The 22,857-nt window shown below is 55.6% G+C and carries 28 protein-coding genes; 17 read left to right on the forward strand and 11 right to left on the reverse strand.

Annotated elements, in window-relative coordinates:
* Positions 1–122: 122 nt before the first annotated feature.
* The gene (locus AC19YX_RS33640) at positions 123–605 is read right to left on the reverse strand and encodes a GNAT family N-acetyltransferase (protein WP_500607959.1); all 483 of its coding nucleotides are present in this window, start codon (positions 603–605) and stop codon (positions 123–125) included.
* A gap of 537 nt (positions 606–1,142) precedes the next feature.
* Between AC19YX_RS33640 and AC19YX_RS33645 the strand changes: the two genes are divergently transcribed.
* The gene (locus tag AC19YX_RS33645) at positions 1,143–2,204 is read left to right on the forward strand and encodes a hypothetical protein (RefSeq protein ID WP_500607960.1); all 1,062 of its coding nucleotides are present in this window, start codon (positions 1,143–1,145) and stop codon (positions 2,202–2,204) included.
* Positions 2,205–2,367: 163 nt separating this feature from the next.
* Here the strand turns inward: AC19YX_RS33645 and AC19YX_RS33650 are convergent, their stop codons facing one another.
* Entirely contained in the window at positions 2,368–2,616 is a 249-nt protein-coding gene (locus tag AC19YX_RS33650) for a hypothetical protein (protein ID WP_078473097.1), read from the reverse strand.
* Between the two features lie 452 nt (positions 2,617–3,068).
* Here AC19YX_RS33650 and AC19YX_RS33655 point away from each other — a divergent pair, with 452 nt between their 5' ends.
* Entirely contained in the window at positions 3,069–3,596 is a 528-nt protein-coding gene (locus AC19YX_RS33655; protein WP_500607961.1) for a hypothetical protein, read from the forward strand.
* A gap of 413 nt (positions 3,597–4,009) precedes the next feature.
* Here the strand turns inward: AC19YX_RS33655 and AC19YX_RS33660 are convergent, their stop codons facing one another.
* The gene (locus AC19YX_RS33660; RefSeq protein WP_421546684.1) at positions 4,010–4,573 is read right to left on the reverse strand and encodes a recombinase family protein; all 564 of its coding nucleotides are present in this window, start codon (positions 4,571–4,573) and stop codon (positions 4,010–4,012) included.
* Between the two features lie 321 nt (positions 4,574–4,894).
* Between AC19YX_RS33660 and AC19YX_RS33665 the strand changes: the two genes are divergently transcribed.
* The 6 genes from AC19YX_RS33665 to AC19YX_RS33690 all read left to right on the forward strand — a co-directional run bounded on the left by AC19YX_RS33665 (position 4,895) and on the right by AC19YX_RS33690 (position 10,276).
* A complete protein-coding gene (locus AC19YX_RS33665; RefSeq protein WP_078473095.1) occupies positions 4,895–5,962 on the forward strand; it encodes a fatty acid desaturase in 1,068 nt (355 codons plus the stop codon).
* Positions 5,963–6,153: 191 nt separating this feature from the next.
* On the forward strand, positions 6,154–7,299 hold the full coding sequence (locus AC19YX_RS33670; protein ID WP_201131157.1) for a serine hydrolase domain-containing protein: 1,146 nt from the start codon (positions 6,154–6,156) through the stop codon (positions 7,297–7,299).
* A 193-nt stretch (positions 7,300–7,492) separates the two neighbouring features.
* Positions 7,493–7,786 (forward strand): hypothetical protein, encoded by a 294-nt coding sequence (locus tag AC19YX_RS33675; protein ID WP_153050279.1) that lies wholly within the window; start codon positions 7,493–7,495, stop codon positions 7,784–7,786.
* 135 nt (positions 7,787–7,921) lie between these two features.
* Entirely contained in the window at positions 7,922–8,158 is a 237-nt protein-coding gene (locus tag AC19YX_RS33680; protein ID WP_421546686.1) for a hypothetical protein, read from the forward strand.
* Between the two features lie 147 nt (positions 8,159–8,305).
* A complete protein-coding gene (locus tag AC19YX_RS33685; protein WP_421546687.1) occupies positions 8,306–9,349 on the forward strand; it encodes a hypothetical protein in 1,044 nt (347 codons plus the stop codon).
* 198 nt (positions 9,350–9,547) lie between these two features.
* The gene (locus AC19YX_RS33690; protein WP_500607962.1) at positions 9,548–10,276 is read left to right on the forward strand and encodes a type 1 glutamine amidotransferase; all 729 of its coding nucleotides are present in this window, start codon (positions 9,548–9,550) and stop codon (positions 10,274–10,276) included.
* A gap of 88 nt (positions 10,277–10,364) precedes the next feature.
* Here AC19YX_RS33690 and soxR read toward each other — a convergent pair whose 3' ends face one another.
* Positions 10,365–10,826 (reverse strand): redox-sensitive transcriptional activator SoxR, encoded by a 462-nt coding sequence (soxR, locus tag AC19YX_RS33695; protein WP_078473113.1) that lies wholly within the window; start codon positions 10,824–10,826, stop codon positions 10,365–10,367.
* Positions 10,827–10,939: 113 nt separating this feature from the next.
* Here soxR and AC19YX_RS33700 point away from each other — a divergent pair, with 113 nt between their 5' ends.
* The 3 genes from AC19YX_RS33700 to AC19YX_RS33710 all read left to right on the forward strand — a co-directional run bounded on the left by AC19YX_RS33700 (position 10,940) and on the right by AC19YX_RS33710 (position 13,192).
* Positions 10,940–12,439 (forward strand): MFS transporter, encoded by a 1,500-nt coding sequence (locus AC19YX_RS33700; protein ID WP_500607963.1) that lies wholly within the window; start codon positions 10,940–10,942, stop codon positions 12,437–12,439.
* A 151-nt stretch (positions 12,440–12,590) separates the two neighbouring features.
* Complete coding sequence (locus AC19YX_RS33705) at positions 12,591–12,884, forward strand: hypothetical protein (protein ID WP_500607964.1); 294 nt, start codon at positions 12,591–12,593, stop codon at positions 12,882–12,884.
* 47 nt (positions 12,885–12,931) lie between these two features.
* Positions 12,932–13,192 carry a hypothetical protein gene (locus AC19YX_RS33710; RefSeq protein WP_500607965.1) on the forward strand — a complete coding sequence of 87 codons (261 nt, stop codon included), beginning with the start codon at positions 12,932–12,934 and terminating at the stop codon, positions 13,190–13,192.
* 226 nt (positions 13,193–13,418) lie between these two features.
* Here the strand turns inward: AC19YX_RS33710 and AC19YX_RS33715 are convergent, their stop codons facing one another.
* Together AC19YX_RS33715 and AC19YX_RS33720 are read right to left on the reverse strand one after the other, a co-directional pair.
* The gene (locus AC19YX_RS33715; RefSeq protein ID WP_078473087.1) at positions 13,419–13,628 is read right to left on the reverse strand and encodes a hypothetical protein; all 210 of its coding nucleotides are present in this window, start codon (positions 13,626–13,628) and stop codon (positions 13,419–13,421) included.
* 73 nt (positions 13,629–13,701) lie between these two features.
* Complete coding sequence (locus AC19YX_RS33720) at positions 13,702–14,448, reverse strand: SOS response-associated peptidase family protein (protein WP_500607966.1); 747 nt, start codon at positions 14,446–14,448, stop codon at positions 13,702–13,704.
* Between the two features lie 227 nt (positions 14,449–14,675).
* Here AC19YX_RS33720 and AC19YX_RS33725 point away from each other — a divergent pair, with 227 nt between their 5' ends.
* Both AC19YX_RS33725 and AC19YX_RS33730 read left to right on the forward strand, forming a co-directional pair.
* On the forward strand, positions 14,676–15,071 hold the full coding sequence (locus AC19YX_RS33725) for an SMI1/KNR4 family protein (protein WP_153050278.1): 396 nt from the start codon (positions 14,676–14,678) through the stop codon (positions 15,069–15,071).
* A 44-nt stretch (positions 15,072–15,115) separates the two neighbouring features.
* Positions 15,116–15,553 (forward strand): GNAT family N-acetyltransferase, encoded by a 438-nt coding sequence (locus tag AC19YX_RS33730; protein WP_078473084.1) that lies wholly within the window; start codon positions 15,116–15,118, stop codon positions 15,551–15,553.
* A 78-nt stretch (positions 15,554–15,631) separates the two neighbouring features.
* Here the strand turns inward: AC19YX_RS33730 and AC19YX_RS33735 are convergent, their stop codons facing one another.
* Positions 15,632–16,054: a hypothetical protein gene (locus AC19YX_RS33735; RefSeq protein WP_500607967.1), complete on the reverse strand. Its 423-nt coding sequence runs from the start codon at positions 16,052–16,054 to the stop codon at positions 15,632–15,634.
* A 153-nt stretch (positions 16,055–16,207) separates the two neighbouring features.
* Entirely contained in the window at positions 16,208–17,434 is a 1,227-nt protein-coding gene (locus AC19YX_RS33740) for a DUF1444 domain-containing protein (protein ID WP_500607968.1), read from the reverse strand.
* A gap of 224 nt (positions 17,435–17,658) precedes the next feature.
* Between AC19YX_RS33740 and AC19YX_RS33745 the strand changes: the two genes are divergently transcribed.
* Entirely contained in the window at positions 17,659–17,886 is a 228-nt protein-coding gene (locus tag AC19YX_RS33745; RefSeq protein WP_238596220.1) for a hypothetical protein, read from the forward strand.
* A 39-nt stretch (positions 17,887–17,925) separates the two neighbouring features.
* On the opposite strand, the gene AC19YX_RS33750 is transcribed toward AC19YX_RS33745, so the two are convergent.
* Positions 17,926–18,417: an Lrp/AsnC family transcriptional regulator gene (locus tag AC19YX_RS33750; protein WP_201131148.1), complete on the reverse strand. Its 492-nt coding sequence runs from the start codon at positions 18,415–18,417 to the stop codon at positions 17,926–17,928.
* Between the two features lie 130 nt (positions 18,418–18,547).
* On the opposite strand from AC19YX_RS33750, the gene AC19YX_RS33755 reads away from it, so the two are divergent.
* Together AC19YX_RS33755 and AC19YX_RS33760 are read left to right on the forward strand one after the other, a co-directional pair.
* The gene (locus AC19YX_RS33755) at positions 18,548–19,999 is read left to right on the forward strand and encodes an L-lactate permease (protein WP_500607969.1); all 1,452 of its coding nucleotides are present in this window, start codon (positions 18,548–18,550) and stop codon (positions 19,997–19,999) included.
* 100 nt (positions 20,000–20,099) lie between these two features.
* A complete protein-coding gene (locus AC19YX_RS33760; protein ID WP_201131146.1) occupies positions 20,100–20,333 on the forward strand; it encodes a YceK/YidQ family lipoprotein in 234 nt (77 codons plus the stop codon).
* A 49-nt stretch (positions 20,334–20,382) separates the two neighbouring features.
* On the opposite strand, the gene AC19YX_RS33765 is transcribed toward AC19YX_RS33760, so the two are convergent.
* A complete protein-coding gene (locus tag AC19YX_RS33765) occupies positions 20,383–20,745 on the reverse strand; it encodes an NUDIX hydrolase (RefSeq protein WP_078473079.1) in 363 nt (120 codons plus the stop codon).
* Between the two features lie 460 nt (positions 20,746–21,205).
* On the opposite strand from AC19YX_RS33765, the gene AC19YX_RS33770 reads away from it, so the two are divergent.
* Positions 21,206–21,469: a DUF1652 domain-containing protein gene (locus tag AC19YX_RS33770; RefSeq protein WP_078473078.1), complete on the forward strand. Its 264-nt coding sequence runs from the start codon at positions 21,206–21,208 to the stop codon at positions 21,467–21,469.
* Between the two features lie 35 nt (positions 21,470–21,504).
* Here AC19YX_RS33770 and AC19YX_RS33775 read toward each other — a convergent pair whose 3' ends face one another.
* Positions 21,505–22,842, reverse strand: a complete 1,338-nt coding sequence (locus tag AC19YX_RS33775; RefSeq protein WP_500607970.1) for a serine hydrolase domain-containing protein — start codon at positions 22,840–22,842, stop codon at positions 21,505–21,507.
* Positions 22,843–22,857: the final 15 nt, after the last annotated feature.

The following is a 22,857-nucleotide window of genomic DNA, read 5'->3' on the forward strand; positions in this document are numbered from 1 at the left end:
TCCACCGGAGTAACACCCTGCGATTCGACGAACCGGGCCGCTATTTTACCTCCGCGAGAGGCAGGAAATGGCCGATAGCAGACATCCGCAAACAACGGCCAGCCAGCAGAAGAGCTTGCCAGTTAGCTTTGAATAGTCCAGAGCATTGTCTGAACCATGATATGGGGATGACTTTCTAAAGGTTCCCATTCATCTATGAACGAAAACCCCTGGTTCAGATAGAAGTTTGAGGCTCTGGCATTGTCGGGAGAGACGTCCAGAAAAACACGATCATGGCCTTTCTCTATCGCGCGAGATTTCACTGCCTCAACCAGCTGAGCTGCCACACCAGAGCCCCGCGCAGTAGGATCAACCCACATCCCGATCAAGTTACAGCGATTCGCGCCACTGACCGCCGCACCGATCATGCCAACCGGTTTATCGTCCTTCAAGGCCAGCCAGAATTCAGTTCCGGTCGACGAGGCTCTGTCTTTCCATTGTTCGTCACTGTATTGGGCGGCAGTCTGGTAGCTCACACCAAACGCGGTTGGTGTGTCCAAAAGGGCTGCGAGACGAACTTGCTTCAAAAGCATCCAGTCTTTTACTTCCGTCGATCGAATGTCCATGTTCTTCCTAAAATTAGCGAAACTTAAACCTCTCACAAGAATGTCGAGGGAGCAACCAAGTTGTCGTGGAGCGAGGTCGCGATTGGCTGAAAGCAGCAGCTCATGACTGACCTCTTTTGACCATTCGAAGCCCCTAAGAAATCAGTTCCGCAATCAAAATCCTACCCCCCATAGGCCGTGCGCTCCAGTCTTGCTAGAGTAGGGCACTTGCGGAACCGGTTTCTCATTAACTTACTGAAATTATGGAGGTTTTATATGGATTGCAAATCCGCCTACGCCAGTTCGATTCCGACCTCGGCCTCCACTCTAAAGACCCCGTAGATCAATGATCTAAGGGGTTTTTTATTGCCTTGGATTTAGGCAATCACTTCCGCAATCAGCTAAAAAAAACGTCTGATAGCCCTGCAATTTATAAAGCACAGCGTATGGACAAGGATGCAATGGAGCTGTGCGACTACTGAGCCGTACGTGCGCAATTGAGCTTGACAAAATCAACCGCCCGTTCAGGGTCGACGAGCTCACGACCAAGGACTGATCATGTCAAAAACCGCTGAACCACAGCTCTACTATTCTCACGAAGCTTACCGGTCGGACCGCATACCCGTGCAGGCAGGCTCCGAAAAGCGAAGTGTCCTGCACAAATTCACCGGCACCCGCTTGCCTTGGGGCTACACGCAGGATGTGGTTCCAGACAACATCATGGAAGATCCAAAACCAGAAAATCTGCGTTTCTGGGAGCGGTGGGAGAACGAAAAGGCTGAGATGAAAGCGAATGGGAAATACGTGCCACGCCCATTCGAAGACGTAGAGCTGCACTGTCGATATGATCATGAGCGATTTCGATTCGCGCAGTTGCCCTTCCGGTCTCAGTTTTGGCTCTCACTTAGGACGTTTTGCAAGTGGGGGTTAATTATTCTCCTTCCACTGTGCATCTTGATTGATTTGTTGTTCGAAATGGATTCAGCGGGACTCAATATAAGAGAGCTACTAAATAACTCCATTACCGTACTTGTTTCAAAAATACTACTTCCCCCTTGGCTGGTTAGCAGCGTCATTGTCAATTACTTCCCGCGAGTTTGGTTTCGACCTCCTGGCGGTCCACTATGGGAGTTGAACCGTGTTACAGGACAGGTGACTATTTTCAATAGCGCGGATGTTAAAACACAAGGTCAAACCCACGACATAGTTGCGCCATTTCACGAGTTCGATGCATATATCGTAACTTCGCCGGATCGCCAAGGATTACCGACGAATGGATTGCAACTGGCTCATCGCTACAGTGCCGCTACCATCAATTTGAGTGCCCTGATAACCCCTGATAATACGACGCAAAAGCCATGTGCGCTGTGGGATTTCTTGCAAAATTTTATGGATATTCAACGTCCATTACCTGAAATTCCACTGTATGAGCCCTACCGGAGCCAAGATCCGACCACGTCTGAATACGACGAAAAAAACAATCGCCCAACGCGTTATTGGATCGATATGGAGAACCACACCTTCAAAACAAAGGTTAAGGAGATGCTTGGAAAAATCGACTCCATAGATACCTTTGATCGCCCGAACCTTATGGCAAAAGCAGTTCAATATATCGATTGAATGACCGCTGAATGGGCAAAGCCTAGTGAGGATTTAAAACGCCTTAGCAAACATGACAAATAACTGAAGACGTAAAAGCCATACGGCGCGGCGCGCGACGAGTATCGGGGCTTTTAAAGGCCGCACCGCTTGAGAAAGCTAGGGCGTAAAGCCCTAGCAGGTTTCACTTTTTCTTTTTAGCAGGCTTTTCCGCCTTCTCTGATTTCTTAGCTTTTTCTGGCTTGCTATCAGTTTTTTTTGCAGATTTCTTTGGTTCGACGTCTTTTTTCTTGTCTTTCTTTTCGGATGATTTCGAAAGAGCCGAAGCCGCAGTTGATTTCTTTGCCGGTGATGACTTCTTGTCTTTTAATTCCTTGCTGGCTTTCGAAGCTTCACCTTTGCTTTTCTTCTCATCTTTAGCCATGTTGCCCACCTCTCGGGTATGCCGATTTTGGCAAATTGCCTGTGAGATTTTTCACAGGCTGAACATTAGGCGAGTGCGGGCAAAAGCAGTTCAAATTTTTTTGGATGTGTCGAGACAGGCTTTGGGCGAAAAGGTGGGGGAGGGAAGTGGCGCGGCTTCTTCAAGGTGCTACTCATGACAATTCTGGAAGGTGTTAGCCTCCAAAAAGCTCAGGTACATGGTCCATGTGGGGCGCGGAAGATGTGCCGCAGGTGAGTGCGAAACGGATGAAATGCAGTGAAAAAAGCCTGATGATCCTGGGGCAGACGGTCTGGTAGTAGTGGTACCGTCTACGCAGCCATCCTGGAGCCCGCTAGATGCCTCGTCAAAGTCCCCCTCACCGCGCCGCAGCGCCCCTAGTCGCGTCAAGCATTGACAGCCCCGTCGCCCACCCCCCAATTTGGCATCGCGGCCCGGACTTAATGACCGTTGGCAGCACGGGTGCGGCCGTTTTGGGTTTCAGCTTTGTGGTGCTTTGGTTGTTGCCAGGCTTAGTGCTGACGATCTTGCTCCTTCTCGGGTTCGACGCGATGCAAAGTGAACCGAACAGCGATGGGTCAAGTCTCAAAATGTCGACGCTCATTCTGATGCTGATTGGTTGTGTTGTGCTCATGGGGCTGGTCTTCGCCTGGATTTCCTCTGCCGCTAGAGTGCTGGCCTTCACGTTCGACGAAAACCAGCAACTGCTTACCCTCACGGTCACCCGTCGCGGTCGTAAGCCCACCGAGGTGCAGGTGCCATTTAGCGACATTATTTGTATCAGCCCTTACGTGTTAGCCAGTTATGACCGTCATGGCTATTTTAGCGTCGTGTGTCAGGGGCCGAGGGACAAGGAGTTTGAATATCGATTGGCTGAGGGCACTTCTCTGGAAGACATGGAGTTTCATGCTGCGTGGTTGCGGGAAATAATTGGCTTACGGATGCACCATGTACTGAATCTGGACAAATGAGGAAAGTACATACATCCAGCCACTAATTGGATTTCAGTACCTACCTTTCCCCTTCCGCCAACGCGGCGGTGCCCTTTTTGGTACTAGATAATAGCGGCCATAAGGACGAAACCACTTAAGGTAAAAATTGGGAAACCCCGGCACTGTCAGAGACTGCTGCACACCATTTCCGATGCGCAAAAAGGCGAATTTTGCTCGCTTGAAGCGGCTTCGGCATTCGGTGGTAGGGGACGAGTCCCCATCCGCAGAAACCGATTGATAGTCGTACCGAGTTGATACCTCAGGCGGTGAAATCGTTCAGCCATGACCGGCGACTGTCGCCCAAGGTGTCTACGATGCACCGGCCGGCGAAAAGCCTAAATTCAAATAAATCACGAAATAGGTATCGAATCAGTAAGTGCCTGCAGAGGCCTCTATGTAGATCTCAAGTATCGATAAAGCGTCTGACGGCTGATATCAAAGTCACGCGCCAATTTAGATTTGCTTTCTCCAGCGCAGGCGCGGTCAATTAAACTTACAACCTGATTGTCCGACAGTTTCTTCTTGCGACCTCTATAAGAGCCGCGGTTTTTTGCGGTAGCAATTCCGACTGCCTGTTTTTCCCTTCTAGCAGCGCGCTCGAACTCTGCGAGCAGCTCCATTACCGCGATGATGGGCTCCACAACTTCAAGGCAGTCATGCCGGAAAATCAGGTTCTCGTTCAAAAACTCAAGTGTTACCTGCTTTTCAATCAGCCGGCGAATGATGGTGCACAACTGCTCGGTACTGGAGGTGAGCGTTGCCATGCTGTCCACTACCACAGTATCTCCGCACTGTATGTAGCGGATTAGCCTTTCGAGGCCTGCGCGATTTACGGCATTGTCTGCGGGCTCATCGCAAAACATGGCGTCAAATACATCATGGCTGGTTGTTTTCTCTACGGTGCCCTCGGGTTCTTGTAGAGAGAGCCGGAAATATTTGATGCGATGCAGTCTCATGGTGCCTCCTTGGCAATACTTGTACGCAGTCGTTTTATACTTATGCAAACTGTAACTAAATTATTAAATCCTTACACAAATACCTGTAACGCTGAGCTTACCCAAAATACACAGTTGCAAAGAATTTAACTTGTTTTATCATTTTAAAGCTTGGAATGATTCTGGCAACTTTTTTTTGGCAAACAGTCGATTTCGTATTTCTTGAATGATGCGCGTGAATTCACGCGGTGAATTTCAATGCGTACTGTTTATAGCTGCAACAATTGACTTGGCCGGCTTGATGAAGCTGGTACTTCCCCGACGCAAGCAGAGGATGAATTGATGAAGGTCTTGGAAAAAGCCATCGAAATTGATCGCCTAAATACCGATCAGGAAAAGATTGATCATGTAACTCGGAGAATTACCGAACATGGAAATGAGCTACGCAAGCGTTATCCGATCTTGCAGTATCAGAATGCTCTGGGTGCGAGTGTCATGGCGTTTTCCCTAGTAGGGATGATCGTCACGGGAGGGCTCTACATAAAGGGTTTTATCCCAGGATGGAGCTGTATTTTGATCAATGCGCTGCTGACTTCATTCATTCATGAAATCGAACATGATTTGATTCATCGCCTTTATTTCAGAAAGCAACCGCTGGCCCATAACGTCATGATGTTTATGTGCTGGCTGGCTCGGCCGGGGATGCCCAGTCCCTGGCTGAGACGCAGTCTGCATTTTCATCATCATAAGGAGTCCGGAACTGACTCGGATGTTGAAGCATGGATCACGACCAGTGGTAGCCCATGGGGAATACTACGGTTATTGAAACTGATGGATGGATTTGTATTTGGTTTTCTAAATGCGGTTTTCGCGCCAGGATGGCGGCAAAAGGTAAAATTGTTAGGCAAGATTATTCGGCTCAATACGCCTTTCGGCCTTTTGTATTGGGGATGCTGGTATGTGTTCCTCGGCTACCACCTGTATGTCTGGCTTGGGTCAGTCATGGGACAGGAGGTTCACAGTTCTGCTGCAACATTGGCGATTATGGATGTCGTCAATAGCGTGGTCGTTATTCTGATCGCTCCAAATTTGATACGGCAGTTCTGCCTGTTTTTTATAAGTTCAAATATGCACTATTATGGTGATGTTGCTCCGCGTAATGCATTGCAGCAAACTCAGGTGATGAACCCTTGGTGGTTATGGCCATTTCAAATGTTCTGTTTCAACTTCGGTAGTACTCACAGTATTCACCACTTCGTTGTGAGAGACCCGTTCTATCTTCGCCAGATGACGGCACCTTATGCTCATAAAGTCATGGCGCAGGCCGGTGTCAGATTCAATGACTTCGGCACCTACAAGCGAGCCAACCGTTTTTCCATGGCGCACTCTCAAACTCGGTCGCGGGGGTGAGTTCTCCCATAAACATTATCTGCTTGATGGCGGGCGCCGCCGATAGGCGATAACTTTTACAGTCCAAGAGCGTGTTGTTACTTAAGTACTGGTCTGCCAGGCGGCGGGATATTTCTTATCGCCTGGCAGATTTGATGATGGTCAAGTTTGGCAAGTATCAAGGCAACACTTCAAATACGAGGAGTCTTAGCATGAAAGCGCAAGGGATGTGTGCGAAGCAGTTCGAAGCGGTCAAGCAGGCCTTCGAGGACATATTTGATGATCCGCAGGAGCGTGGGGCCGGGCTCTGCGTGCAGGTAGGCGCAGAGGTGGTCGTCGACCTGTGGGCCGGTATGGCGGATCAAGAGGGCACTAAGCCCTGGACGCGCGATACGTTGGCCAATACTTTTTGCGTTATAAAGCCCTATGTTGCGGTGGCCGTTCTGATGTTGGTTGAGCAGGGCAAGCTGGAGCTGGATGCGCCTGTGGCGCGTTACTGGCCTGAATTCGCCCAGAGCGGGAAAGCAAAGGTCACCCTGCGTCAGGTGATGAGCCACACCGCGGGCCTGCCGGCGCTGCGAGCACCCGACCATAACGCCATGATGTATGACTGGGAGCACATGGTACGGGTCCTGGAGGCCGAGCCGCTTTGGTGGGAAGCGGGCACAGACCTGGGGTACGGCACCACTACCTTTGGCTGGATTCTCGGTGAGTTGATTCGTCGTGTGGACGGACGAGACCCTTGTGTCTTTATCCACGAAGAGATTCTGGACCCCCATGACCTCGACGTTCACCTTGGCGTGGACGAGAAACACTTTCATCGTATCGCTCGTTTCGACAATGCCACGGGCCGAGTCGGTGATCCTTACTCGCAAGCGCTGCGAACAGTGCTGAAAAACGAGCCATCGCATATCGCGACATACGCCTTCACCAATCCCGGAATGGTGCCTAAACGGACCAGTGACCCTCGCTGGTGGGCTTATCGGCAGCCGGCTGTGTGCGGACATGGCACGGCTCACGGCTTGGCCGGTTTCTACAGTGCATTAATGGCGGGAAACTTCATCAGCCGTGAACTGCTCAGTGAATTCACTCGAGAGCACAGTCATGGCATGGATCGGATATGGATGCGCCCAATGCGTTATGGATTAGGCTGCATGCTGGAGCAGCAACTCGATCCAGCGGCTTCCCACGCAATGGGCCCAGGCACCTTTGGTCATATCGGGCTTGGCGGTCCGATAAGTTTCGCCGATCCCGAAAGGCAAGTGAGTTTTGGTTTTGTCACCACGACCTCGGGCAGCCATACGATGATCGATCCTCGACCTAGCCGGCTATCATCCCTCGTCTATGCGGCGCTTTGAGCAAGTTGTCATTCAGGGGTTAACTTGAGGTTTTTTACTTAGTGCCGGCGCGGCATCCTCTTGCATACGCCTTTGTACTGCCCCTGGCCCCCTGCAACAGATCTGGTATTACGTTCGGCACTTATTGAACGCTGGCTGCGATATCATGGCCGGCGGTCAAGCCCCCCCTTTAAAGGATTGAAAGTTGAGAGTTATGGAGTATCAGACTGATGCGCAGCGAGTGATCATAGCGTTTTTGATAATCGTTGCTTCATTGGGCGCAGTCGCTTTCATTGGCTGCTTGGCCAGTCCACCCGGCTTTTTAACTGACCTCAGATTTGTGCTGGCGATGGCTGTTTTAGGCGTTACCTGTCTGGTTTCCTATCCGTTGGTCATCGCCTACTGGTTAGTTTCCGACAGACCAATAGGTGTACGCGATTTACTCATTGTCCATACAGTCGCGTTAAGTGGGTTTGTTGCCTGGTGGGTTATGGTTTATTTCGATTGAAGAATTTTCACGATGTTTAGGCTCATGGAAGAGCGGACCACACACTTCAGCGGGTGCCTGTTCAACGACCTTTCGCCGTCCTCACTCACGTGCCTCTGTTCCAGGTAGAGACCCTGATCCTGGACCCTGCGCCGCATGTTTAAACCCCTTGGGATCGAGACCATCGATCCAGCGGCGACGAAATTACATCGCGCGGGAGACATAGGGTGGTTTCCCTCTGGCACCACGATGTATTTGGCGCCGTTGCAGTTGCTCACTGACGCATCGTCCCACAGCCCTTACGGCAGCGATTTTTATCGCCCCGTTTTTTGCCAGATGGTCCGCAACCATCGGCAGGCGCTGCGCAAGTTTCTCCTTGTTTCCTTGGCTTAACGATCTCTTCGACACGGTGTCGGGCCTGGAGTACTGCGGCAGATATGGCTAGCTGCCATTAGCACATTCGATCTATTTGTCGCTGCATAGGCTCGACCGCAAAATAGCGCGATTTAGCCATCGCCCCGTTACCGATAAGGATATCCAATGAAGACTCTGTCAAAGCACCCGTTCTCCTTCGCTGTGCTGGGTGCAGCGACCTTATTGACGGCCTGTGTACCTCTTGGCAACTCCGGCATCAATGGCAATGCCATGCAGGACCCGACCAATCAACTCCTGGATATCATCGATGGCGCTACTCGGGACGGCATGTCCGTGGTGCTGGTGCCGGCACTCATGCCGAACAAGAGTGTGACGGACCTCTCAAGCTACTCTCATCGCGTCATTTTCAAGAACAAGGACCAGCCAGATAAAGGCTATATGCAGGCGTTCGCCAATAACGACCTGGAGAAAATCAAGGAAACAGTCTTTCTGTGGGACTTCCTCGAAGTCCACATTGTCCCGCCCGGAACCTATCTGATGTCTGGCGGGATCGATTACAAGATAGACAGCTCCCTTGCCCAAGTGGGAGCCGCAAAAGGGCAGCCGAAGGCCAGTGGCCGTGGAATGGTGAATCTGTCCGCAGTGCTGTATCGCCAATTTCTCAAGGAGAAGTACTGGCGTAGTGAGACCTACCAGGACAAGACCAACTCGCAGAATGTTTGCAGTACGGTGCACGTGGCCTCCGGCCAATGCGTTGGCTGGACAGAGCAAAAGTACAACACGCGCGAGAAGGTATCGGACGCTGGCTGGACCGACGGCACGAAGATGAGGGATGTCCAGTCCATAAAACTGCAAGCGCAGATACCAGACGCTTATGCACCATTGGCCTTTAACATCCAACCAGGCCAGATACTGCTCAGCGACCGCTTCCACTTGAAAACGCCGGCGGTGAGCTATGACAAGAAAACCTGCAAAGCCGTCGACACACAAAACATAAAATGCGCACTGCGCGACGTTCAGGTTTATGTGAGGCCTGCTCCAGTCGAGCTGACGAAGAAGTTCGTCGATAACGCGCAGCCAACGCTCAACGAGAAAAGCCGCCAGGTGCTTGCTCGCATTCAGCCGATGAAAACCCAGATGCTTGGAAGTGTGGGCATGGAAGACTTGGTTTGGGGCATTCCGGTTTCCCTGAAAAAGACAGGGAAGTAAATGGACTCGTTTGAGCAGCGCAGCTGCTGCGAAGTCTGAGCGCGCGGCGCAGGCCTTCGATCTAGAACGTGACTCGAGCCAGGGGCTTTAGGGCGGCATCTTGGAAACGTCAGACTTGCTAGTGACACAATGTGTCATATAGTATTTTGCGTGTCATTCGATCCGTCCCACCGCGCAATTGCCCATCGAGGAATTTTAATGAACGTCCATTTCGTGGTTCACGAAGTATTCGAGTCGCCCGGTGCCTATGAGACCTGGGTTCGGGAGCGTGGATACGAAGCGAGTTATTCGCGCGTCCATGGATTGGATGCCTTGCCCGCGAGCGTGGAGAACATTGATTTGCTGGTGGTGCTGGGCGGGCCACAGTCTCCTGCGACGACGAAGGAGGAGTGCGCTCATTTTGACGCAGCGGCCGAGTGCGATTTGATCGTGAAAGCCGTCAAGGCCAACAAGGCCGTGGTGGGTGTTTGCCTCGGCTCGCAACTGATCGGTGAGGCGCTGGGTGCTGCGCATGGCCACAGTCCGGAAAAAGAAATCGGCAAGTTCCCGATCGTGTTGACGGAGGCGGGGAAGGGGAATGCCAAGGTTGCGCATTTTGGCGATGTGCTTGAAGTGGGGCATTGGCACAACGATATGCCGGGCCTGACGCCGGATGCGAAGGTCCTCGCTTACAGTGAGGGCTGCCCGCGTCAGATTGTCGAGTACAGCGATCTGGTCTATGGCTTCCAGTGCCATATGGAGTTCACGGCGGACGTGGTGGAGCAACTGATCAACGCTTCCAGCGAAGAACTTGCGGCGTCGGCAGGTCGTCGTTTCGTACAGCAGCCGGCGACGCTGCGCAGCCATTCCTATGCCGAGATGAACCTGAAGCTCTTTGAGTTTCTGGACAAGCTGGTTGCTCAATACCAGCAGCAAGACAAGGCCTAGAAAAAATGCGGCTTGGGAGTCGGCGCAACGACCCGTACGACAAATAAGACCGTATTATTTTTGCCGGTTATGACGCTCGTCGATTCGTTCACGCGGGTGGCGTGGTGTCTTTCTCGAGCAAAACGGCACCTTCCCCGAGCTGGCTCAGACGATCGCCTGGATTGCGAAGAGGGCAGTCGTCCATGGAGAGACAGCCACAGCCTATGCAACCGTCGAGCTGATCGCGCAGTTGCGTGAGACTGCGAATGCGCTCAGTCAACATGTCCCTCCAGATCGTTGAGAGCTGCGTCCAATCTTTTGCCGTCAGCGGTCGTCCGCAAGGAAGTCCATCCAGCGCGTCCTTGATCGCCGCGAGCGGCACACCCGCACGTTTCGCGATCTTGATGATGGCAATGCGGCGCAGAGTGTCCCGGGCATAACGACGTTGGTTGCCCGCGCTACGTTGCCCTTGAATCAGGCCTTTTGCTTCATAGAAGTGCACGGTTGCGATAGTGACCCCGCTTCTGCGGGCCAACTCTCCAACCGAAAGTGGCACGTGCACATCGATCATGACTGTCTGCTCTCTCTTGACCTCATCTATACATGAGGTTTTATAAAGAGCGTCGGCTTGCCTTTGCAAGCCTTCATTCGCCGCAGCGGGTGAATTCTCGAAGTGGAGTGCACATGGACAAGCGTCATATTCCTTCTGGTCACTATTCGCAAACTGCGTCAGAGACGAGCGCCTTGACGCAGGACCGTCACTCAAGAACCGGGTGGGCCGCCTTGCTGTCTGGCTGGAATGGTGTTCGTTCGCTCGCGCTCGCGGGGGGTGTCGTGCTGCATGCGATCAATGTGTATATCGCCACCACGATTCTGCCCTCCGTCGTCTCGGACATCGGCGGTATCGACTATTACGCCTGGAACACCACCCTGTTCGTCGCAGCCTCCATTCTCGGATCGGCCCTGTCGGCGAGGTTGCTCACCAGCGCCGGACCGCGCAGCGCCTACGTTATTGCCTCGCTGGTGTTTGCGATCGGCACCTTCATCTGTGCAAGTGCCCCGTCAATGCCCGTCATGCTGGCGGGACGTCTGATTCAGGGGCTGGGCGGTGGTTTTTTGTTCGCGCTTTCCTACGCCATGATCCGGCTGGTGTTCGATGAAGCCTTATGGCCGCGCGCGATGGCGTTAGTCTCGGGCATGTGGGGCGTGGCCACCCTGGTCGGGCCTGCCGTCGGCGGGATCTTCGCTGAACTGGGTGTATGGCGAGCGGCATTCTGGTCGCTGATCCCAGCCGCGGTGCTGTTTGCCCTGCTGGCTGTCGCCGTATTGCCCAAGCGCAGGGCTGATAAAGGCGAACGCTCGCCGCTTCCACTCGCCCAACTCGTTCTCCTGACGTCGGCGGTTCTCGCCGTCTCATTCGGCAGTGTTTCCTCGACCCTGTCCTGGAACATCGCAGGCCTGGTCGCCGCCGCTGTCCTGACGGCTCTGCTGGTGGCCACTGAAGGCCGCGCCCGCCATAGGCTGCTGCCGGAAGGTGCATTGCGCATTACAACAGCGCTGGGTGCGCTGTATGCAACGATGTCGCTGCTTGCGGTCGCGGTTACCAGTGGCGAGATATTCGTGCCGCTGTTCCTGCAGGTCCTTCACCATCAGTCCCCGCTTGCCGCCGGTTATCTTGCAGCGCTTATGGCGGCCGGATGGACGCTGGGGTCAATTGCCAGCGCAGGGGCGACGGGTAAAAGCATCCGGTACGCCATCCTCGCCGGTCCGATCCTCGGCCTGGCCGGCATGGCAGCGCTTGCCGTTTTGATGCCCACCGAAAGTACCAGCGGCGGGCTCGCGATCACGCCGATCTGCCTTGCGCTTGTGGCCATCGGATTGGGGGTGGGGCTGGCTTGGCCCCATCTGCTGACCCGCGTGTTTCAGGTCGCCTCGGTAGGCGAGCAGGCTCTGGCGGCAGCGTCCATCACCACCGTGCAGTTGTTCGCCACTGCGCTCGGTGCGGCGTTGGCGGGGATGGTGGCCAACGTCGCAGGCCTCACGGACCCCGGCGGTATCGCCGGCACGGCAAGCGCCGCCGGCTGGTTGTTTGGCGTGTTTGCATTGGCGCCGATCCTGGGTGTTTTTACGGTGCTGCGGGTGGTTCGGCTGCATGCCAGAACTGCCGAGGTTCAGGAGGTTTGACGCTGCATGCGATTGTTCTCGTGTGCAGGGTTCGGGTAAAACAGCAGCCCATGCGCGTGCTGCCCTGGGTCGACCGCAGGCTTTTCTAGCAAAACGACCATCCGCGGGCCGCACGTACGCCAAGCCCTATTACCAATCCAGGCCAACCCGGATGCACGAAGATACTGCAAATAACGATATCCAGGCGCTTAACGCGGCCACCCGGCTTGCAGCAGTTCATGGTGCCGGGCCTTTGGGCATTGACGGGTATGAACAGGTGGTGGAGCTGTGCGGTCGCGTCGCGCAGGGCTGGTTGTTTCGCTATCGAGTAGTTTGCAGGCTGAACATCGCTTCTGAAGATCAGGAACTCTTCGCGGGCGCCGCTGGCTGTGTCGTTACTGATGAAGGGCAGGTGAGGGATTTGCCAGGCCCGGCGTTTATAGAAGTGCTCTTGGCTTCGGCTTAGCGCTGTTGGAGGCGTACTGAAATACCTGAGTCGCAAGGAGCTGGATAGTGAGTGAAGGGCTAGACATTGTTAATGTTCTTGAAGGTTTTTTAGACGGCCTCTATAGGAAGGCTTCGAAAAGTCAAAATATTTCACTGACGAGAAACAAGGGTCACTACTTCTACTCGGGTCAAAAGATATGTGTCTATGTCACGTTTTTCCCCACGGAAGTTGAGCTTGTTTTTGATGGTGAGGAAGTCGGTGCCGGCATTTTCTGTGTTGCGCTGGGATATATGCAGGCCAAATGGAAAAATACTGGCTGGCGATAGCGTGTCGCTGAAGGGCCGGTGTAGCGAGATCAAAGCCGCATTGGATGTTCAAGAAGAGTCGGTATTGACTCAACTCTTGAAATTCCTGGGTGACTAAGTCGTCATGCTCAGTGCCAGGCACAGGCTGATGATGATGTGGAACCGGTGTTTGCTTGCGCAGAGAGCAGCACCAGAGGAGCGAAGTTGTCGGCCTGATTTGCACATCATTTGCGGTCAGCATGGGGGCTTAATGAAGGGTTTTGACTCTTCGGCTTTCGCCGATTCTGATACGGTCCAACGCCCTGTTTAATCCATCCAGTGCGTCCAGGAGCGCTTTCGCTTCGACCTCTCGGCCATCTCCCCAGAGGCGCTCGGCCATTTTGTTAAGGGCCTGAATGGATCGTTCAATATCGGCAGCAGTCGCGGCCTCGGTGTGCATCTGTTGTTTCTTTGCCATTCAATAACAATTCCGCGGCGGCCCTTTAGGGAGTGCGTCATTTTGTTCGGGCGGTGAGCGACGCGTCTACAGGTTATTCATGCAGAGGGCCGATGGACATCAAATCGGCGTTGGCTTGGCTCACTTCGCCACTGACCGTGTCTGCCAGTGGCTCCAGCAATTGCGCCCCGTGGTTTCGAACATTGCCCACGGCGGTGCCGACTTTGAACCACTCGAAGGCCTCTGCGGCTTCCCCTTGATGCAGCGCCATCTGTTCGGCGCGTTCTCCAGGTGTTGCCGGGTCCAGCCATTCCCGGGCCATTTCGGGGGAAAGCACCACCGGGCGTCGGTCGTGAATGTCGACCATGCCGCCCTGAGCGTTGGCAGTGATGATCACAAAGCCGCCGCTCTGGCCGTGGCCTTCATCGAGACCGGGCAGTTGTCCGATCGATGTGCAGAAGATAGGCGACCCGTCGCGATGCCTGATCAGGTAGGGCTGTTTTTTCGGGCTACCTTCGTCGACCCACTCAAACCAGCTGTCGATGGGGCATATCGCCCGGTGCGGCCAGATTTGCCGGTAAAAAGGGCCGTGGGCGACCTTTTCGATTCGGGCATTGATCGGTACGGTCCGATCCTTGGCCCAGTGCGGACGCCAACCCCAGCGCACGGTATCGGCATGCAAGGTGTCGCCGGCAACATGGAGCAGGGCCAATTGCATCGTCGGCGCCGCGTTGTAGCAGCCAAGGGCCTGCTCGCCGACCCTGTTGACCATGGCCCCGGGCATGCCCAGGGCCGCGACGAAGTCGTGAATGCCGCGGTACTGGCTCAAGCGTCCACACATCATGGTTTTCCTCGGGTGGAGCAAGAATCATAGTTCATCGATTGGATGCGCCGGCTACCACTGGACGGCGCAGCGGAGCGTCGTGCAAATCTCGTTGCATTGATTTTCGCGTGCCCCCAAGCTTCGGGCCTGCTCAGTTAAACCTGAGGTCGCAGGCCGAGACAGGCTTGGCTGAGGTGGACATTGGTGTTCAGACCGGCGCGAAGCCGAATCAAGGAGCTTTATCGGTGCAGATCAATTCTGGCTGGGTTGGACATGAGGGCGCGTCTGTCGACGCTCTGGAGCGCCTCCGATCCGTGGCCCCATCGGTTCTACCTCTGGAGTATTACCAGTTGCTGGCCGGTAGCAACGGTGGTGAAGGCGAGCTACCTGATCCCTTTTTCACCCTGTGCCTGGACCCGGCTGAAACAGCCTCGGATCTTGAGCAAATCGAGATGTTCGCGGACATCGCTCCCGGGTTGTTTGTATTTGGCAGCGATGGCGGCGGCCAGTTGTTCGCGTTCGATACCCGGGGTGAAGCTCCGCTGCCAATCGTTTCCTTCGACGGTGTCGATCCGGATGCAAGCCTGTGCCGGGTGGCAGGCAGCTTTGCCGAACTGCTGACGCTGATCGGCCGGGAGTGAGGGTGAACAGTGGGGCTGAAATACACGGCATGGAGGGCAAGTGAATGAGTTGGCACATCAGGCAGGCGGTCTTGAGCGACATAGAATTTCTGGTGGAGATCGATCCCGTGACCCGGATCGATGCCGGCCGCCGGGATGACATCGAGCGCGCCGTAGTTGCGGGAGAATGCTGGGTGGCCTGTGCTGCGAACCAGCCTGGGGTGCCGGTCGGTTATGGCTGTCTCGACCGAAGCTTTTTTGCAGAGTGGTTTATTTCGCTGGTGGTGGTTTCAAGCGCATGGCGACGCAGTGGCATAGGCCAACAATTGGTGACTCATCTGGAGCGCTGCTCCACTGGGGTAAAAATCTTCACTTCGACCAACACCTCGAACGAGCCGATGCGCCAGTTGCTCAGGCAGCTCGGCTATCAAGACAGCGGCAGAATCGAGAATCTTGACGCCGGTGATCCCGAGCTGATTTTCGTGAAGTTCTTGAGTCGGTGAGCGATAGCGGGGAAAAGTGTTGCCCGAGTGGGGCCCGGGCCGCCATTTCCCAACTCGATACTTCTCGTGGCCCCTGGTTCAATCCTCGGCTCTGGACGCCAAAGCGATGCGTTTCTGGGTCACGACCAGCATCGCCGTCGCGGTAATGCCGGGCGTCAGGTAAGTGATCCAATACAGACTGTCGGAGCCCATCTCCAGCGCCACCATCAGCAGGCCCAATGCCGTTCCCGTCAAGACACCCGACACCAGCAGGCATTTGTTGTCGAACCTGGGGTGGGAACTCATTGCGATGGCATAGATCTTCCAGCCCATTGCAAGGCTGAACGTCGCAATGCCAATGATGATAAGCGCGTGCACAAAGGTGTCAGAGCCAACGCCTAGCCGTCCCACGATCTGCACCAGGGCCGCGTACGTCCCCTGGATAAACACCAGTGTGACCGGCAGCAGGCCAATGATTGCGCCGATGGTCAATTTGATTCTGAGGCGGGCAAGGCTGTTCAAGTGTTCCCTTAATCCGTTCAGGGGGGATGAAGTTCGAGCTGCTGCCTGTGGCAGGTTTACTGTTGTGTGAAGGGGCGGGCCTGCGCGCTCCGTGATGCCTGCCGGCCAGCGCGAGCAGGCGTCCTCGCCACAAGCGTCATTCTAAACCGCTGCTCAGCCGATGGGCGTCAGGCGACTCCGTTGCTCGGCATTGGGGAAACCCAGGGTGCGATAGCGTGGCGGGTAGAGGTCTTTGTCGGGTGCAAGCAGTTCCCCCAGTACCGACTCGACGTCTTGCCAGGCGAACACCTCGGTCACTGCCGAGCCTTCATGATGGGGTTGCACCAGAACAATCCGGTCAGTCTTGGGCAGGGAAGTCTCGACCCCTTCTGTCCAGGCCGCTATGGAGAAGGTCTTGCCATTGTCTTCAGCGTTTTCGTAGAGCATGTACGTGGCGACGAATACATCTTCTTTCTGATCCTCATGGACCTTGTCCAGCATCTCCTTTTGCATGCTGTAGATACCTTGGGACATCAGCCGTGCAAGGGCGTCCAGCCGCTCTGTAAGTTCCGGATCCTGCAGGACGAAAGGAATGATCTGACGCTCATCGTAGGTGTAGATCTGGCCGGAAAGGACGCGGCCGTTTTCCACGGCCTGACAACTCAGTTCGATCATATGGCGCAGGCCCTCAGGGTCCTTGTCTCCGGTGACCATCAGCACATCGCGGGTGGGCATCATAAACACCGGTTGGCCCTTGATCGGCGCGCGCTGCAGAACATCGGGCAGCAGCGCTCGGCTGGTGTCGTAGCCGTCCTTCCAGGCACCCTGGTAAAGCCCGGGGATGACCTCTTCAAATGCATCGGGCGTAGCTGCACGCAGGTTGTCCAGGGCGATGGCCAAGGCTTCGTCGAAGCTGATGCCCCAATCATCCTGCGGGCCCTTGGTCAGGGTGGACGTGGTTTCTGGGTAGTCGACCGCCAACAAGGTCACGCAATCCTTGCCCAATGGCCGATGCGCGACGATGTAGGGTGAGTCCCAGCCTTCGCTGCGGGCGTGATGCAGGCGCACCTCTTCCAGCATGGCGCGGTTGCGGATCACCGGCCGTAGCAAGGGGCGAACTTGCTCGAAGGTCAGTATCGGACTGTTCTCGGCGCCGAGCAGGGTGGCCAGATAGCCAGAGAGAACCTGTGGCTTGTGTTGTTTATCGGCTTTCAGGTAGTCGCGGTAAGCGTTGTGCAGATTGAAGAAACCGTTATCGCCGTGACGCAGGCGGAACTCGTCTGGCAGGTACTCAAGCGTGGCGCTGTAGCCGCTGTCGCGAGCGGCCTTGATCATCTTCTGGGCGAACCCGTCTTGAGTAGGAGGGCGGTTGAAGAGCCCATCGAAAAATTCCCTGAGCATGTTGCAGGTCCTCCATGAGTGTGAGCAGGCGATGATGCTGGCGCGAGTGGTTCAGGTAAAGCCGGTGGCCGAAATAATGGCCTCGGGGGTTTGTGGATGGACCCGGCCAGCGTCGCAGAATTCCCCGGCAAGGCGCCCATTTCACAAGATGCTGATCTTCAAAGGATTCAAGCATGGCGATCACGTCCGTAGAATGGGCTTCCTTCACCGTCACGGAGTGGTAAATGATGCGGCGCGAAATTGGCTATTGGGACCGCGAGGGTAGGGAGTTGTTCTACTACCTGGAGTTCAACCCGCAGACTGCGGAGTTTTTTATCACCTGCGAGCATACGCCGCGCGATGGAAGCAAAAGCGTCCGCTCGGTCCCCCTCAGTGAAGCTCGCGGCGAACGTTACTACGAAGACGCGTTGCTGATCATCAAAGAAGAGCTGTTCAGAGACTATCGGCTCTGAGTGCTGTCTGGGATTGAGCAACAACCCCGGAGGCGGATGCTACTTATCCGTGCAGGACACTTCGAGTCCTACCTTCAAGCGATCCAGCGCCACCATGGTCTTGAACCACCTGACGTTTGCGTTCTCGGCGAACAGGCGTCGCGCCAGGGCCTGGTACTCCTGCATGGAGCCAACGTTGACGATCAGAACGAAGTCGGCTTCACCGGTGACGTAGTAGCACTGCTGGACTTCAGGCACGGCGAAATGCTTTTTCATGGACTCCAGCGCGTCGATGCTCGTGCGCTCGGTCATGACCTCCACCACGATAGTGATGGCTTTTCCCACCTGCGTAGGGTCGACGATCGCCACGTTACCGGTGATCACCCCGCATTCCTCCATGCGCTTGAGGCGGCGTTGCACCGAGGCCGAGGAGAGGTTTACCCGATCGGCCAGCAGGCGCAGGGGCGTCGTGTTGTCGAACTGGACGATTTCCAGAATGGCGCGATCGAATCCATCTAGGGCGTAAGGCGTGGTAGCGGATGGTTTTGGCATGATGGCTAAGTGAGATAATTTCCCGAAAACTACCACGATTCAGCGAAAAATTATCCTCGTGAAAGAAATATTATCTCGCCCGTTCCTGCTTTTCAGGAGCCGTCGAGAAACCCCACAGGATAATTCTGGCATGTCGATATTGGTGCATCTTTCCCCCGTATTGCTCGTGATGTTCATGCTCATGGTGCTACGCCGTCCGCCGGTGCAGGCGGCCATGGCAGGGACCGCGCTGGTGGCCGTTTTGTGGTTGGCAGGGGCTGCTGATGCATGGCAAACCTTAACCTTGCTCGCGGCGGGTCGGGATACTGCGGTGCTGTTTCTCAGCACAGCGTTTGTCATTGTGCCGGGCATGGCGTTCGTCATTCTCATCGAGCGCTTGGGCGTCAATCTTGTGCTGAGCCAGTGGGTGCAATCCCTCGGGCTGGATCGCACGCAGCAAGTGGTATTCATCGTCCTGGGCCTGGCGCCGTTGCTGGAGTCGATGACCGGCTTCGGGGTGTCCCTGATTGCCACGGTGCCGTTGCTGCTCAGCCTGTTTGAGCGACGCGTGGCACTGCGCATCGCCCTGACCGGCATGGCGATCATGCCCTGGGGCACCTTGGGGTTGGCCACAGTGATCGGTGCTTCGCTGGCGCATCTGGATGCCTCGGCGCTGGCGTCCACCTCGGCACTGACCAGCTCACTGGTGTTCCTGGCGCTCGGCACTGTGGCGCTCTACCTGGCGGGTGTGCGACAGGCCCGAGCGCTCGGTGTGCTGGGGGCTTTCTGGCTGCTTTTTGTGAGTGTGTTGTACGGCGCGAGCCGCTGGATGGGGCCGGAAGTCGCCGGGGTCGGCGCGGGCCTGGTGGTGGCCTGTTCCGTGTTGCTGTGGGCACTGTCGCGTGTACGTCGCAATGGTCAGCAGGGCGAAGGCGTACGCTGGCCGAGACAGGCGTGGCCGTATCTGGCACTGATCGCCTGTATCGTCGCATTGAAGGTGCTGAGCGCCGTCACGCAGTGGCAGGACCTCTGGCTGGTGCAGGGCGCCCAGGTGACCTGGAAGCCGCTTGCGTCCCCGGGTGTTGCGCTGACGTTGGTCTTGATCGGCCTGCTGCTCTACAAAAGGGATTTGCGCCGTCATGAGCTCAATGAACATGGGCTGCTGCGTGGTCTGGCCGTTCGTACCAAACGGCCGCTGTTGACGATTTTCTTTTTTCTCGCCATGTCGCAAATGATGGTCAAGGCGGGCTTTCTGTCGGGGTTGGTGCAGACGTTGGCAGGGCTGGCGCCCTCGGCGGTGATGCCGCTGATCGCGGGGTTCGGAGCGCTCTCCGGCTACATGACCGGTTCGAATGTGGGCGGCAACGCGATCTTCATGCCGGCTATCGCACTGTTGCCTGAGTCGTCACGCTTACTGCTGGCCGCGGTACAGAACAGCGCGGCAGGTCATGCGGCACTGGGTTCGCTGTCAATTGTGATGCTGGTCCTCGGGCTGGCCAAGACCAGCACCCAGGAGGAGGGCGAGCTGGTGCGGTTCGGATTCGGGTTGGTCTGCCTCAATACCCTGATGGTCGGGCTGGCCGCGCTGGTGTGGATGGCATGAAGTGTCGACGTTGCGCCAGAAACTTCACTCTGCAAGGTGCAACTGTCTTGGTTGTGTGAGAATGCGCGCGATTTGCCCCAGACAGTAATAAGGACGTTGCGTGTATCTGAAAGTGATGTTGGTGATTGGTTCGGTTTTGATCAGCGGTTGTACTGCTGTTTTGGCTCGCACGACGGAATTTCGTTGTCCGTATCTGGGTGTCCGGATCGACTGGAATCTGGCCAAGGACAATAACGGCGTCCTATGGCCGTTGCTGGCAATTGATGCGCCATTTTCAGCCGTGGTCGATACGGTCTTTCTGCCCTTCGAACTTCAGCACAGTTGCAACTTATGACCAGGGGCTCGGCGCAGCGGGTTTCAGGCCTGAGGCCTCGGGCCCGCGCTTACAAGCGCCGCAAGAATGAACTGACAATGGTCTTGGTCGGGCCGGTGGCATCAAGTCCGTTCGCCGCGCCATAGGCATGCCATTCAATGTCGGCAATTTCATTGAGGGGGCGTGCATCTTCGACATTGATGACCGCCGCTTCAAAGACATGGTGGCGTACATTGCCGGCGTCCACCTGCAGGATGTAAAGCAATTCGCTGGCGTCCAACCCTGTTTCTTCTCGCAACTCTCGGATAGCGGCATTGGCCACGGATTCTCCGGGTTCGACCTTGCCGCCCGGTAGCGTCCATTTCGAACGTTGTTTACGCACGAAGAGAATTTGCCCGTCCTGTGTGCAAATGACTGTCGCTCTATTTTTCATATATGCACCTCACCGGCTCGCTATGGACAACTACTGCACCTCAAGTGTGCGAGGGTAGACGGCAGCTATCTTCAAGTTGTCACAAAAATGTCATATGGATTGTTATGCATTATTGATACCGGCGTGTTTCATCAGTTCAATATAGGTCTTATATGAAAATAGGCCGCTAGGCGAAGCGGCTTGCCCTTTGATCACGCAGTATCGAAGGGCAATAAAAGAACAACTATTTTTTTGCCGTGGAGGTCAGTTTTGCGAGTGTGCTGGCTGTGTCGCGGTGCGCTTTCGGCTGCGAGCTTCTGGCGCGGCAAGGTTTGAACTGGGTGTTGGAAGTTCGTCATACCCACTTTCTATCGAAAATGAGCGGCAGTTGGCATTTTTTTCTCAACGACCGAAGCGGTAGCCCTTACGTTCGCCTACGCTGGGTAACAAATTCGATAAACACCCCCGCAAGGAGCAAGTGATGCTCTCGACTGTTGAACTCTGCCACATTCTGGAGTCCGGCTTTCTCCCGCTTGCCTGCGCCTGCACCCTGAGCCCTAACGGGGCCTTGATGATCAAGGTGTTCGAGCCGGAGTCGGGGCGGGTGGATCTGCTGCTGACCGGGGTCTCGACAGCAGAGCTCACCAGTGTTCGATCCATTTCCAACCTTATTGGTGAACTGCGCACTGAAATCAGGGCCGGGCGCCGAGCGTTTGCCGGTGGTTTTACCAGCTACGCCGGCTGAGGCTATCCGCATCGTGCGCCGTCGCACCATTTCACTCAGGGCAGTCTTTGCAGGTGAGCAGCCAGGGCATCGAAAGCGGGCAGGGTGACCGGGTCATTGGCTGAGTTGCTGGCCACCGGGTGCGACGCGTAACGCACAATCACCATCTGTGCCTTGGGATCGATATAGATCCGTTGCCCATGCACCCCGCGCGCCATGAAAGCACCGCCATCCTTATTGGTAACCCACCACATCGATCGATAACTCCAGCCTTTCAACAACGCATAACCGGCCTTGGCGAATGCCTGCTTGTCGCCGCCCTGGCGAATATCGGCGACAACCGCTTGCGGAATAATCTGCTGGCCATTGAATTGCCCATCGTTGCGCAGCATCTCGCCAAAGCGCGCCAGGTCGCGTAGTCCGGTGTTCAGGCCGCCACCGGCAAACGGGGTACCGATCGAGTCCACAGTGAAGTACGCATCCTGTTCCGCGCCAAGGCGGCTCCAGATCCGCTCCGACAGCAACTGGGCGACATTGCGCCCGCTGACGCGGGCAATCACCCAGCCCAATACATCCGTATTGATGGTTTTGTAGCTGAACGCAACACCGTGCTTGCCTTCCAATTCCACGCTCTGCAGGAATTCGTAATAGGTCCTCGGACCTGTGTAGCCCTTGGGTTTTGGCAGAGGATTGCCTGCTTGGGCATGGGCCCAAACCTCGGCATTCGGGTCTGCGTAGTCTTCGCTGTACTTGAGCCCGGTGGTCATGTCGAGCACTTGGCGCACGCTGGCATTGGCGAAGGCGGAATGGGCCAGTTCGGGGACGTAGTCGACGACCCGTTTGCTGGCATCTATTCGACCTTCGGCCACCAGGGTGGCACCCAGCGTGCCAACTACCGACTTGGTAACTGACATCGCCGCATGCTGGCCCTCGGGTGTGAGCACGCCAAAGTAGCGTTCATAAACGATTTTCCCGCGGTGCAGCACCACGATCCCGTCGGTGTAAGTGGCGGCCAGCGACTGCTCCCAAGTCATCGCTTGTTGAGTGCCGATGGGGGTGAAACTCAGGCTGTCGATATCACTGCGCAAGGTCGTGGGCAGTGCCACGGGAGCGCCCAGGCCACGGGATACGTTGATCGTGGGCATCAGTTGACGAAAGTTCGACACGCTCCAGCGCATGGCCGGGAACTGAAAATAGCTGCCATCTTCAAAACGTACCGTGCGTTCAGCAGGAGGCGGTGAACCCACCATCCACCCCAGTTTTGCCGGATCACTGGCGGCCGCATCGGGAAAGACCGGTTGATCGGCAGCACCGGCGATGGACGCGCAGAAGCCGAGCAACAACGCAGGCGTGCGTCGTGGGAGGGGGCGGCGAAAAAACTGAGGCATGGGCATATCGTCGATTCCTTT

It is taken from the genome of Pseudomonas sp. MF09150 (assembly GCF_059862355.1).